This is a genomic window from Bacillus sp. SW14, assembly GCF_047608225.1.
GTDB lineage: Bacteria > Bacillota > Bacilli > Bacillales > Bacillaceae > Bacillus > Bacillus subtilis_G.
This window is the reverse complement of record NZ_JBLKRW010000001.1, coordinates 832,977-845,601: the sequence shown is the minus strand read 5'-3', so window position 1 is coordinate 845,601 and position 12,625 is coordinate 832,977. Positions and strand designations below refer to the sequence as shown.

Annotated in this window: 9 protein-coding genes, 1 pseudogene and 1 other annotated feature; of the genes and pseudogenes, 2 read left to right on the top strand and 8 right to left on the bottom strand. The window is 45.8% G+C overall.

What is annotated here, in order from left to right; all coding sequences use genetic code 11:
• Positions 1 to 14: 14 nt before the first annotated feature.
• The 4 genes from ACMX2I_RS04265 to araE all read right to left on the bottom strand — a co-directional run bounded on the left by ACMX2I_RS04265 (position 15) and on the right by araE (position 5,287).
• Positions 15 to 1,199, bottom strand: coding sequence for a phosphoglycerate kinase (locus ACMX2I_RS04265; RefSeq protein ID WP_148962756.1), 1,185 nt, complete (start codon positions 1,197 to 1,199; stop codon positions 15 to 17).
• Positions 1,200 to 1,516: 317 nt separating this feature from the next.
• Positions 1,517 to 2,524, bottom strand: a complete 1,008-nt coding sequence (gene gap, locus ACMX2I_RS04260) for a type I glyceraldehyde-3-phosphate dehydrogenase (RefSeq protein ID WP_087993478.1) — start codon at positions 2,522 to 2,524, stop codon at positions 1,517 to 1,519.
• Positions 2,525 to 2,571: 47 nt separating this feature from the next.
• The gene (gene cggR / locus ACMX2I_RS04255) at positions 2,572 to 3,594 is read right to left on the bottom strand and encodes a gapA transcriptional regulator CggR (protein WP_202328012.1); all 1,023 of its coding nucleotides are present in this window, start codon (positions 3,592 to 3,594) and stop codon (positions 2,572 to 2,574) included.
• Positions 3,595 to 3,892: 298 nt separating this feature from the next.
• Complete coding sequence (araE, locus tag ACMX2I_RS04250; protein WP_087993480.1) at positions 3,893 to 5,287, bottom strand: arabinose-proton symporter AraE; 1,395 nt, start codon at positions 5,285 to 5,287, stop codon at positions 3,893 to 3,895.
• A gap of 203 nt (positions 5,288 to 5,490) precedes the next feature.
• On the opposite strand from araE, the gene araR reads away from it, so the two are divergent.
• Complete coding sequence (araR, locus tag ACMX2I_RS04245) at positions 5,491 to 6,579, top strand: arabinose utilization transcriptional regulator AraR (protein WP_289348222.1); 1,089 nt, start codon at positions 5,491 to 5,493, stop codon at positions 6,577 to 6,579.
• Positions 6,580 to 6,626: 47 nt separating this feature from the next.
• Here araR and ACMX2I_RS04240 read toward each other — a convergent pair whose 3' ends face one another.
• Positions 6,627 to 7,637: an LLM class flavin-dependent oxidoreductase gene (locus ACMX2I_RS04240; protein ID WP_414956274.1), complete on the bottom strand. Its 1,011-nt coding sequence runs from the start codon at positions 7,635 to 7,637 to the stop codon at positions 6,627 to 6,629.
• Between the two features lie 155 nt (positions 7,638 to 7,792).
• Positions 7,793 to 8,671, bottom strand: a complete 879-nt coding sequence (locus ACMX2I_RS04235) for a LysR family transcriptional regulator (RefSeq protein WP_414956273.1) — start codon at positions 8,669 to 8,671, stop codon at positions 7,793 to 7,795.
• A gap of 98 nt (positions 8,672 to 8,769) precedes the next feature.
• Here ACMX2I_RS04235 and ACMX2I_RS04230 point away from each other — a divergent pair, with 98 nt between their 5' ends.
• Positions 8,770 to 9,687, top strand: a complete 918-nt coding sequence (locus ACMX2I_RS04230; protein WP_414956272.1) for a DMT family transporter — start codon at positions 8,770 to 8,772, stop codon at positions 9,685 to 9,687.
• Positions 9,688 to 9,725: 38 nt separating this feature from the next.
• On the opposite strand, the gene ACMX2I_RS04225 is transcribed toward ACMX2I_RS04230, so the two are convergent.
• Together ACMX2I_RS04225 and ACMX2I_RS04220 are read right to left on the bottom strand one after the other, a co-directional pair.
• Positions 9,726 to 11,069, bottom strand: coding sequence for an amino acid permease (locus ACMX2I_RS04225; RefSeq protein ID WP_414956271.1), 1,344 nt, complete (start codon positions 11,067 to 11,069; stop codon positions 9,726 to 9,728).
• A gap of 63 nt (positions 11,070 to 11,132) precedes the next feature.
• Positions 11,133 to 11,367: a binding site (T-box leader), on the bottom strand.
• A gap of 97 nt (positions 11,368 to 11,464) precedes the next feature.
• Positions 11,465 to 12,499 (bottom strand): annotated as a pseudogene (locus ACMX2I_RS04220) (glycosyl hydrolase family 18 protein).
• Positions 12,500 to 12,625 lie beyond the last annotated feature (126 nt).

Below are 12,625 nucleotides of genomic sequence, written 5' to 3'. Positions count from 1 at the left end.
TAGCAGTTTTAAGATTATTTATCGTTCAGTGCAGCTACCCCTGGAAGCTCTTTGCCTTCCATAAACTCAAGGGACGCGCCGCCGCCTGTTGAGATGTGGCTCATTTTGTCAGCAAGGCCGAATTTTTCAACCGCTGCCGCTGAGTCTCCTCCGCCGATGACAGAGTATGTATCTTTCGCCTCTGCCAATGCTTCCGCAACCGCTTTTGTTCCTTGTGCGAACAAGTCGATTTCGAATACGCCCATCGGTCCGTTCCACACGACAAGTTTGCTGTTTTTAATGACGTCAGCATACGTTTCGCGTGTTTTCGTACCGATGTCGATTGCTTCTAAATCACTAGGGATTTCAGAGATCGGCACCATTTTCACGTTTGCATCGTTAGAGAAATCATCTGCAACGAGTACATCTTCAGGCATGTAGAAGTTCACGCCTTTTTCTTTCGCGCGGTCCATAAATGACTTCGCAAGCTCGATTTTATCCTCTTCAAGAAGAGAATTACCGACTTCATAGCCAAGCGCTTTTACGAATGTATAAGCAAGACCTCCGCCGATGATCAGGTTGTCCACTTTATCAAGAAGACTTTCGATCACTCCGATTTTGTCTTTTACTTTCGCTCCGCCGATGATCGCCGTGAACGGGCGGTCAGGGTTTGAAACCGCTTTTCCGAGTACATCAAGCTCTTTTTCCATTAAGAAACCTGCAACTGCTGGCAGATGCTCGGCAATTCCAGCTGTAGATGCGTGAGCACGGTGGGCAGCACCAAATGCGTCATTTACATATACATCTGCAAGCTCAGCAAATGCTTTTGCAAGCTCAGGATCATTTTTCTCTTCACCAGGGTAGAAGCGTACGTTTTCCAATACAAGAACGTCTCCGTCCGTCATGTCGGAAACTTGTGCTTTTACAGCATCGCCGTAAGCTTCATCCGCTTTTTTCACTTCTTTGCCAAGCAGTTCGCCGAGACGTGCAGCGACAGGAGTTAAACGAAGCTCCTCAACCACTTCGCCTTTCGGGCGGCCTAAGTGGCTCGCGAGAAGGACTTTCGCGCCTTGGTCTGCAAGGTGTTTGATTGTTGGAAGCGCAGCACGGATACGTGTATCGTCTGTTACTTCCCCGTCTTTCATTGGAACGTTAAAGTCAACGCGGCAGAATACAACTTTGCCTTTTACGTCGATGTCTTTGAGAGTTTTCTTATTCATGCCTAGGAGATCCTCCTTCAAAGTGGTTTGCATACAGCACGAAAAACGTGAAACCGTCTGGTCAAGCGATAACGCCGCTAGGGCAGATCACAGTCTTTTTCGGCACAGGGCAGTTCGTCTAAAAGCCAGGGCAGCGGCCTTAGGCGAAAGCGCCGGCAAAGCTGCAAAAAACGCGGCCGTTTCTCTGTCACAGAGCGTTTTCTGAAAGCCGGTCTTCATGGAAAAAGGGAAAGGGAGTCCGTCCCCTTCCCTTGTCCGCTTTCATTATAGCGCTTCTATTCAAAAGAACCAAGTCAGGTCCTTTTTTCAGCTATAAATTAAAGACCTTTTTTTGCGATGTAAGCTGCAAGGTCAACAACGCGGTTAGAGTAGCCGCTTTCGTTATCGTACCAAGAGATTACTTTTACCATGCTGCCTTCCATAACCATTGTAGAAAGGGCATCGATTGTAGAAGAGTTTTTGTTTCCGTTGTAGTCGCCAGAAACTAATGGCTCTTCGCTGTAGCCAAGGATTCCTTTAAGATCTCCTTCAGCCGCTTCTTTAAGAGCTGCGTTTACATCTTCAGCTGTTACTTCTTGGTTCAGTTCAGCAACCAAGTCAACTAGAGAAACGTTTGGAGTTGGAACACGCATTGCTCCACCGTTCAGTTTGCCTTTTAGTTCAGGAAGAACTAGAGAAACTGCTTTAGCAGCACCAGTTGATGTTGGGATGATGTTTTCAGCTGCTGCACGCGCACGACGGTAGTCTTTGTGCGGAAGATCAAGGATTTGCTGATCGTTCGTGTAAGAGTGAACAGTTGTCATCATACCGCGTTTGATGCCGAATTTATCGTTAAGTACTTTTGCAAACGGCGCTAGGCAGTTTGTTGTGCAAGATGCGTTAGAGATAACATCGTGGTTAGCCGCATCGTATTTATCTTCGTTAACACCCATAACGATTGTGATATCTTCTTCGTTAGCAGGAGCAGAGATGATTACTTTTTTCGCTCCAGCTTCTAAGTGCTTCGCAGCGTCTGCGCGTTTTGTGAAGAAACCAGTAGATTCAACTACGATTTCAACGCCTTGTTTGCCCCAGCTAAGTTTAGCAGGATCGCGTTCTGCAGAAACTTCAATTGTTTTGCCGTTAACAACAAGGTTGTTACCGTCAACTGAAACTTCAGCGTCTAATTTTCCGTGTACAGAATCATATTGTAAAAGGTGAGCCAGCATGTTAGCATCTGTTAAATCGTTAACCGCTACTACCTCAACTTCAGGATTTTTTAATGCTGCGCGGAATACGTTACGTCCAATACGACCAAAACCGTTAATACCGACTTTTACTGCCATGATTTGTTTCCTCCTTTAAATAAGTGAGAGATATTTATATTGAGGGATTATTCATCCCTTAATAACTTCTTTGCGGCCCCTTCGTCTGTGACGAGAACCGTGTCGCGGGGCTTTTTAAAGTAAGCCTCGATCGCCCCGGCTTTTGATGATCCGCCCGCTACCGCAATAATATCGGGGATGGCGTCTATGTCATCCAGCTGCATTCCGACAGAATGCACTTTGTGGACCACTTCGCCGTCCGCGTTAAAATAGTAGCCAAACGCTTCTGTGACAGCGTCATTATCATCTATTTTCTTTAAGTCTTCTAAAGGTGTGTTTCTCCGCTGAGCCATCGTTTTAGCTTCACCGATTCCGTGAACCAGCATACTCGCCGATTTGATCGTGTTCAGCACCTCTTTGACAGAAGGCTCTTCAATAATAGATGAATAGGCGCCTTGTGACAGCTGTCCCGGAACAAACAAAAGCCGGTAAGTGCCTGAAGCCTTTTCCGCCATATGCGCGCATATGGTGTTCGCCTGGTTTTTCACGTCTTCGCCTAAACCGCCTCTTGCAGGCACAAACAAAAGCTCGCGGTTTTTAGAATCCGGCGTCATCATTTCAGCGACAGCTTCAATTGTCGTACCGCCAGTTACAGCGACGATATTTTTGCCTGAAAATCTTTTTTTCATACATGCGACAGCTGCTCTTCCCATTTCTTTTTTGACCCATGGGGATTGATCACTGTCTCCGGACACGATAATGGCATCCTTTAGATTTAAACGTTCTTTTAATGTCTTTTCCAAAAGAGTCAAACCTAAAACATCTTTCATCGTATCTTCCAAAACCGAAAGCAGTTCATAGCCCTCTTCTGTCAAGGTCATGCCGTTTGTTTTAATATCGACCAGGTTCTGTTCCTTTAAAAACTGAACCTCGCCCCTCAACACACGCTCGCTGATCTCGAGACTGGCAGACAGGCTTCTTCGCCCGATGGGTTCCGTCAGCCTGATATACTGCAAGATTTCAAACCTCTTTTGCATAACGAGCAGAAGATCAGGCAATAATTTTTTTTGAGCTTGTATTAACTGGTTCATGACTCAAACGTTCCTTCCTTTTTTTGCTGGACATTATATGTCCCGCTATGACAAAAAACGTCCCATCATAGCCAAAAAAAATTACTTCTGCTTTCTTTAATTATTTTAACAGGGTGAAATTGTTTATTCAACTGTTAAGAGCTAATTCATCGACAATATTCGCAGAGTTTTCATGCAGCGGTGTTTATCCAGCTATATTTTTTCCTATATATCTTTATCTTATACAGAAAACGCCAAAAGGTGCATCCCAACATAAACAGCCCTTCCAATCGAAAGGGCCTGATTCTTTAAAGCGTTTTCATTTTATCCAGAGCTTTTCGATTTCTTCGAGCGATTTGTTCTTCGTTTCCGGGCAGATCGTAACGACAAACAGGAAGCAAAGGATGTTAATCACCGCAAAGATCCAGAATGTATAGGCGAGTCCGAATGAGTCGATCATCATCGGCACAAACTGTCCGATCGCCCAGTTTGCTCCCCATAAAAAGATGGTCGCAATACCTGCGGCCCGCGCACGCAGATGGTTCGGGAAGATTTCAGAAATCATAATCCATGTGATCGGCCCTACAGATACACAAAATGCCGCCACAAAGCCTAAAATAAAGAAGATCAGCATAAGTCCGCTTGTTAACTGAAAGTAGAACGACGTTCCGATTAAGATCATAAAAATAGCCATAAAAGCAGATCCGATGGACATCAATTTTTTTCGTCCGACTTTATCAATCAACAACACCGCAATAACGGTAAAAATAACTTCTACAACACCGACGATACAGGTTGCCACAAATCCGGCGTTTTGCCCGTATCCCATCATTTTAAAGATTTCCGGCCCGTAGTAAGTAATCGCGTTCATGCCGATGACTTGGTTAAACAACGCCAGCAGGATTCCAATGACAAGCGCCTTTCTGAGACCCGGCTTGAACAGCTGAGACAGCGACCCCATTTGTTCTATTTTTAAAGAGTTCTCAATGTTCTTTAATTCTTCTTTTGCGACTGTTTCTCCATTAATACGTGTCAGTATCTTTAACGCTTCTGTTGTTTTGCCCGCTTTCGCCAGCCATCTCGGACTTTCCGGCACGACGAGCAATACGAGGAAAAAGATCACGGACGGCACCATTCCATAAGCGAGCATCCATCTCCAACCGGTGTGCACGCCCCATTCGTATGTTCCGGACCGCTGCACAGCGAGATTAATAAAGTACGTAGCGGAAATACCCAATATCGTAAAGAGCTGATATAAGGAAGAAAGGCTTCCGCGTATGGCAGGCGGCGCCGCTTCTGTAATATACGTAACAGAAAGTGATGAGCCCATCCCTATTCCGAGGCCTCCGATAACCCTTGCAATGATTAAGGTCGATACGTCTTGTGATAACGCTGAAACGATGGCTGATATCGCAAATAACAAAGCAGCTGTCATTAAAATTTTTCTCCGGCCGAACCTGTCGCTTAAAAATCCGGATATCCCGACGCCCGCAACTCCTCCGATCATAATGCTGGAAATCACGAGTCCTTCCATAAACGGAGTGAGGCTGTATAAATCCTTCAGAAAACCGATGGCGCCTGAAATCACTGCCGTGTCATAGCCGTACAGTAAGCCGCCAAGTCCCGCCGCGCATGAGATTAAGATGACAAATCCCATTGAATGGCCTCTTGTTACAGGAGCATTTGGTTCTAATTGAGTTGGAGTATTCTTCATTTCCCTGCCCTCCCGATTGTTAAGTAAAGCGTTTACATTTACTTTTGTAATTGTACGTACTTATATTAAAATTTAACGAAAATTTCATTTAATTAGTACGTACAAATATAGAATAATCCTGTTTGTATTTTCTGTCAATGTTTTCTTACAAAGAACGCTGTGATATACTGAAATTTGTCCGTATACATTTTGGAGGAATAGATATGTTACCAAAATACGCCCAAGTAAAAGAAGAAATCAGTTCATGGATTAATCAAGGCAAAATTCTGCCCGATGAAAAGATCCCTACCGAAAACGAATTAATGCAGCAATTCGGCGTCAGCCGGCACACCATTCGCAAAGCGATCGGAGACCTCGTATCACAAGGTCTGCTTTACAGCGTGCAAGGCGGAGGAACCTTTGTCGCTTCACGCTCTGCTAAGTCAGCGCTGCATTCGAATAAAACGATTGGCGTTCTGACAACCTACATATCAGACTATATTTTCCCGAGCATCATTAGAGGAATCGAGTCTTATTTAAGCGAGCAAGGATATTCTATGCTTTTGACAAGCACAAACAACAATCCGGACAATGAACGAAGAGGATTAGAAAATCTGCTGTCACAGCATATTGACGGACTTATTGTGGAACCGACAAAAAGCGCCCTGCAAACCCCCAATATCGGCTACTATCTGAATTTAGAGAAAAACGGCATTCCTTTTGCGATGATTAACGCGTCATACGCCGAGCTTGCCGCACCGAGTTTTACCTTGGATGATGTGAAAGGCGGCATGATGGCGGCGGAGCACTTGCTTTCTCTCGGCCACACGCATATGATGGGTATTTTCAAAGCTGATGACACACAAGGTGTGAAGCGGATGAACGGGTTTATACAGGCGCACCGGGAGCGTGAGTTATTCCCTTCACCGGATATGATCGTGACATTTACGACCGAGGAAAAGGAATCGAAGCTGCTGGAGAAAGTGAAAGAGACGCTGGAGAAAAACAGCAAAAGCATGCCGACTGCTATTCTTTGCTATAATGATGAAATTGCACTGAAAGTGATTGATATGCTTCGGGAAATGGATATCAAGGTGCCGGAGGATATGTCCATCGTCGGATATGATGATTCCCATTTCGCGCAAATCTCCGAGGTGAAATTAACCTCTGTGAAGCATCCAAAATCCGTGCTAGGAAAAGCGGCTGCGAAATATGTCATTGACTGCTTAGAGCATAAAAAGCCGAAGCAAGAGGATGTCATATTTGAGCCTGAGCTGGTCATTCGCCAGTCGGCCAGAAAACGGAATGAATAAAAAAGCAATGTACGGGTCTCCCCGCTGCATTGCTTTTTTTATGGCTGTTATCTGTTTTTCCAAACGTCTGCAATGATTTCAAACGAACGCATTCTGTCTGCGTGTTCATAGGTTTCTGAGTTGACCATTATTTCGTCCGCCTGTGTCGTTCTGACAAAGTCTTCAAGCTTCGCCTTCACTTCTTCCGGACCGCCGACAATCGTCGAGCTCAGCTGTTCATTGACCATCGCTTTTTCATACGGACTCCAGATTTGATCCATGTCTTCTACAGGCGGCTTCAACTGGTTCGGCGTGCCGCGGACGAGATCAAGAAATCTTTGATAATGTGAAGTCGCAAGGTGCTGCGCTTTCTCGTTTGTATCTGCCGCGATAATGGTGACGCCTACCATTGCATACGGTTCATCAAGCACTTCTGACGGCGTAAACGAATTGCGGTACAGCTCTAAAGCTGGAACTGTATTCGCCGGCGAAAAATGAGCGGCGAATGCAAACGGAAGGCCTAGTTCGCCTGCGAGACGGGCACTGAATCCGCTTGAGCCCAGCAGCCAAATCGGCACATCTATGCCCTCTCCCGGAATAGCGCGGACTTGATTCCGCACATTTCCTGATGGTTTAAAGTAATTGCGCAGTTCCTCTAATTGTTCCGGGAAATCTTCACCGCTGTTGATGTTTCTGCGAAGCGCTCTTGCTGTCAATTGGTCAGTTCCCGGAGCACGTCCGAGCCCCAGATCAATCCGCCCGGGATACAGCGTTTCCAGTGTGCCGAATTGCTCGGCAATCACTAGAGAAGAGTGGTTCGGCAGCATAATGCCGCCGGAACCGACACGGATTTTCTTTGTGCCGCCGGCAATATGGTCGATCAGAACCGCGGTGGCAGAGCTTGCGACACCTTCTATATTATGATGCTCAGCGAGCCAGTAGCGATGATAGCCCCATTCCTCCGCACGGCGCGCCAAGTCCATGCTGTTTCGGAATGATTCAGCAACCGTTCCTCCCTGAACAACCGGAGATAAATTCAAGACAGAAAGCAAGGTATCTTTGCGTTGGTTGTTAGACATATTGTTCTCCTTTGCAAATGTGTTATCAGTAAACAGCCTCAAGCTGTCAAGTATGAATGAAAGGACTTCTCTCACACCATAACACAACTGCTTTCAGGAATAAAAGAATTTGATTCGATGAAATTCGAACAATTTAAAACGAACGGTTTGCCCCGTTATTCTGCCCCAAACAGGTTCTGGGCCATATCAATGAATAGTTTAGCCGCTAGAGAAGCGTCCTTTAGCGACGGAACAGCGAGCTGCACATCACGGTACACCTGCGGGTCCAGATCCCGCGTCACCACATACTCCGGCAGCGGCATGCCCGACATGGACATTTCTGATAAAATCGCCAGGCCCAGTCCCTCTCTGACCATACTGATCGAGGTGTTCATGTTATAAACTGTGAAAGCGGCGTTCAGCGTAGCACCCGCCTGCCTGAACATATGGTTAAAAGGCGATTCATAGCCGCCGTCACAGACGATCATCGGTGCATGATCAAGATCTTTCAGCGTAATGGCTGGACGGCTGCAAAGCGGGTGATCATCCCTGAGCACGACGGCCATTTTGTCTTTTTTCAGATGAATGTACTCCATCTCCTCCGTTGGATACAGAAGAATGCCGACATCTATCATCCGCGTGTGAAGCCACTCCTTGACTTCATTTACAGTTCCTTCGTGCAGCACGAGCTCCAGTTTCGGGTATTTTTGTTTAAACTCACTGATCAGCTTCGGCATAAAATAAGCCGAGGCAGTTGAGAATGTGCCGATATGGACGGTTCCCAGTTCTAGCCCTTTTTCCGCGGCTGCGACTTGCTCAACTTTTTCAACGCCTTTCAAGACTTCTCTGATGTGGACTAAGATCTTTTTCCCTGTCTCGGTCAGCATCAGGCCATTCCGGCGGTCACGGATGATCAGCTTTACGTCAAGTTCAGCTTCAATCGCAGAAATCGCATGGCTGACAGCCGGCTGTGTCATGTTCAGCGCCTGCCCCGCTTTTGTAAAACTTCCCGTTTCAGCTATTTTCACGAAAACCCTTAATTGTGTAATAGTCATAACAATTTACTTATGCTCCTTATAAAAAAGATTCATTTTATTTATCTTATATTCTACAGTATCATAATGGAAAAGTTCTACAAGGAGTGATTGAAAAAGTGAAACAGCTCTCAAAAACGCGGACAGCGCTCCTGCTCGCCTTTCTCGTCATCATGTGGGGCATCAATTGGCCGCTGTCCAAAGCAGCGCTCGCCTATTCGCCGCCGCTATTGTTCGCGGGCATCCGGACGCTGATTGGCGGGCTTTTATTAGTCATTGTCGCACTGCCGCGTATTCATAAATTGCGTCTTAAAGAAACGTGGCCGATTTATCTTGTTTCCGCACTTTTAAATATTACGTTATTCTATGGGCTGCAAACGATCGGGCTGAATTACCTTCCGGCCGGCCTGTTTTCCGCAATCGTCTTCTTTCAGCCGGTGCTGATGGGCGTGTTTTCTTGGCTGTGGCTCGGTGAATCGATGTTTGCCATGAAAGTGATCGGGCTGATCCTCGGTTTTGCGGGAGTAGCCGTCATCAGCGCCGCGGGCTTTGGCGGGCATATTTCTGTCATTGGGGTTCTGCTGGCCCTCGGCTCCGCACTCAGCTGGGCGCTAGGAACAGTATTTATGAAAAAAACAGGCAGCCGCGTCGATTCCATCTGGATGGTCGCTTTGCAGCTGACGATCGGAAGCGTGTTTCTGCTTTTATCCGGATTTTCGACAGAAAGCTTTTCGGCGATACAATGGACGGTTCCGTTTATCACCAGCCTGCTGTTCATCTCTGTCTTCGTTATCGCACTCGGCTGGCTTGTCTTTTTTACGCTTGTCGGTTCAGGGGAAGCAAGCAAGGTCGCTTCCTACACTTTTTTGATTCCGCTCATTTCGATCGTGGCCAGCTCCATTTTCCTGCATGAACCGCTGACCTTAAGCCTCTTGGCGGGGCTGCTGCTGATTGTAACGAGTATCTGCCTCGTGAATTCAAAATCAAAAGCACAGAAAGCGGCGGCGATTGGTGTAAAAGAGAAGGCTGCACAATAGTAAAAACCTCTTGTCGGATGTGACAAGAGGTTTCTTATTTACTGATGCTTGCGTCCTTTGATCAAATACACAATCGTAATCAAAAGATAGATCGCCGCAGTAATGCTGGTCATCACAATTGACGTTGTCATAATGACTCCAATCAGAATAGCGAGTAATGCCAGAATCGCAAACCATGTCGTGTATGGGAACAACTTTACATAATAAGCCGGTGTTTCTGTTTGGTGTTTTCTTGATTTCAAATGGGCGAATCCGATGATCAGCCAGATGAATAATACGGTATATCCCAATGACCCCATTAAGTAATCAAACGTTTGGCTTCCCGCGAACAGAGAGATCAATACGCCAATATATAGGGAGGAAGTGCACATCAGAATCGCAAACATCGGTACGTTTTTCGATGAAAGTTTCGAAAAGATTTTCGGGAGCCTTCCGTCACTTGCCTGTGTATACAAAATGCGGGACGACCCGTATAAACCTGAATTCATTGAAGAAATGATCGCAAGCAGGATAACTGCGTTCATGATATGATCCGCACCCGGAATGCCTACCATTTTAAAGACCATGACGAAAGGACTTTCCGGAACGGAGTTGACTTGATTCCATGGAATCAGGCTGACAATGATAAAAAACGGCAGCAGATAGAACGCGACAATCCGTGTCAGAGTGCTGCGGACAGCTTTCGGGACAACCTTTTCAGGATTTTTTGTCTCAGCAAGCGTTACACCAATAATTTCTGTACCGCCGTAAGAGTAGATCACGACTAGCATCGCCGTAATCAGCCCTGTGCCTCCGTTCGGGAAAAATCCGCCGTGCTCTGTCAGGTTTGAGAACCCGGCAGCTGTATGATCACCGAATGATACAAATAAGAGCAACAATCCTAATATAATAAAAATAATAATAACGGTAATCTTGATCATCGCCAGCCAATATTCGGTTTCGGCGAAGATTTTAACAGAAAGCAAATTCACAACCGTGACAATAAGAGATATCCCTAATGCCAGGACCCAAATCGGGCAGCCCGGCAGCCAATATTGAATAAAGATCGCAGCGACAACAGCTTCAGCCGCAATGTTGAGCACCCACATTTTCCAGTATATCCAGTCCAAGAAATAAGCAGCGTAATTTCCTAATACCTGCTGGACAAGATCTCGGAAGGTTCTTGCGTTTCGGTTGCGCACAGCCATTTCCGCGAGCCCCTGCATAATAAACAGCAAAATAATACCGCCGAGCAGGTATGCGATAATGACAGATGGCCCCGCCACATCGATCGCCGAACTGCTCCCTTTAAATAAACCTGCGCCGATTGCTCCGCCCAGCGCCATCATCATAATATGGCGGGACGTCATCGTGCGCTTTAACGTCTGATTGTCCTTTTTCATCCTCTACTACCTCTCCTTCTCGTTTTCAAAAACAAAAAAGCCCGCCGCCTCTTATCTAATAGATAAAGAGACGACGAGCCTTAGGCTGACCGCGGTACCACTCTTGTTGATTCTTCATGAAGAATCCAGCTTTTGACCTGTAACGAAGGTTAGCCGTTAAAACATGGGGAATATTCAATCTATTCCGTTTCGTCTTACCACTCCCGGGCGAGTTCAAAGAAAAATCAGGCTGCGTCACACCGCCCCGCAGCTCTCTTTTCTGATTACTTCTTTTACTGCTCCCAATCTATGTGTTTTCGTTTTCTGAAAAACTGAAATTTTATGTTCTGAATATACTAACATAATATACGTGCTTCTTTTTTCCCTGTCAATAACCTCAGAGAAAAAAGAAATGGTTATATTACCCCTTTTTGAATGGCTTTCCAAAAGGATTCTGACTCGTTTCCTAATGCATAGACTGAGACACCTGCTATTTTGTATTGCTTTGCCAGATGGCTTTTCGTTTGGACGGTTTTTTCATTTTCATACCACACGACATGTTTATGCTTCTTTTTGTCAACGTAAGAAAACGTCATCGAACCTGATTTTTTGTTGAATATCGGCTTTGCTTTCTGCTTTTTGATCAGGGGCTTGAGTTCATTCCATGCTCTCATTGTGCTGCCGCTTCGGTCTTTCACATCCCAGTCATAGCCGTACGCAGGGATTCCCATGATGACTTTATTGACTTTGATCTTTTTGGCTGAAAACTGCAGAGAGCTTTTGATCCAGCCTGTGCTCGCCACCGATCCCGGCTCGCCCCAAATGCCGTGTTCGTCGTAAGTCATAACTTGCACATAATCGGCATATTGACCGATTTTCGCATAATCATACGGCCAGCTCCAGTCATCGTTTTGATCATCGGCGCTTTTGGCCGGAACGGAAACCATTGTTTTGATCTGTTTCTTTTTCAGCGCCTGTGAGACATCTTGAATGAAGCGTGAATATGTGGACCGGTCTGCTGGATTCACTGCTTCAAAGTCGATATTGATACCGTAGTATGAGTGCTTTTTAGCCAGTGCTATCAGCTGATCTGTGAATCGTTTTTTCGCTGTTTTATTACTCATGACCCGGCTCGCTAAATCACCGTCAAAATCATAAATAGCGTCATTATAATTTGAAATCACAGCCCATGTCTTGATTTTATTCTTTTTCGCATAAGTCAGCTGCTTGCTTGGGGCATCGCCAATGATGTGTCCGTTTTTTTCAAACGCAAACGTATCTGTGGCGATCTAATTCATGTATGTATGGTACTTCGCAAGAGAATTGTATGAGTCCGTATCCCCAGTTGTGTAGCCTACTGTCATGCCAGCGGCTTTCGCTTCTGCGTTTGAATACATAAACAGAATGATCGCAATCGCCAGTGAAACAGCTGCGATCAGCCATTTTTTCATCGCATTTCCTCCTTTTTCAAGTCATACTCTTCTCATCGGCCAAACAATTGGAAGTTGAAGTTTTTTCAGCGTGATTGAAAACCTTTGAAGTCTAGGAAGGATGAGCATTGAATCAGACTTCCGCAG

Excerpts from the sequence above, each read along its gene's own strand:
- ACMX2I_RS04235 (WP_414956273.1), bottom strand. The coding sequence starts at position 8,671 with ATGACTATTACACAATTAAGGGTTTTCGTGAAAATAGCTGAAACGGGA.
- ACMX2I_RS04225 (WP_414956271.1), bottom strand. The coding sequence starts at position 11,069 with ATGAAAAAGGACAATCAGACGTTAAAGCGCACGATGACGTCCCGCCAT.
- cggR (WP_202328012.1), bottom strand. The coding sequence starts at position 3,594 with ATGAACCAGTTAATACAAGCTCAAAAAAAATTATTGCCTGATCTTCTG.
- araR (WP_289348222.1), top strand. The coding sequence starts at position 5,491 with ATGTTACCAAAATACGCCCAAGTAAAAGAAGAAATCAGTTCATGGATT.
- araE (WP_087993480.1), bottom strand. The coding sequence starts at position 5,287 with ATGAAGAATACTCCAACTCAATTAGAACCAAATGCTCCTGTAACAAGA.
- gap (WP_087993478.1), bottom strand. The coding sequence starts at position 2,524 with ATGGCAGTAAAAGTCGGTATTAACGGTTTTGGTCGTATTGGACGTAAC.
- ACMX2I_RS04240 (WP_414956274.1), bottom strand. The coding sequence starts at position 7,637 with ATGTCTAACAACCAACGCAAAGATACCTTGCTTTCTGTCTTGAATTTA.
- ACMX2I_RS04265 (WP_148962756.1), bottom strand. The coding sequence starts at position 1,199 with ATGAATAAGAAAACTCTCAAAGACATCGACGTAAAAGGCAAAGTTGTA.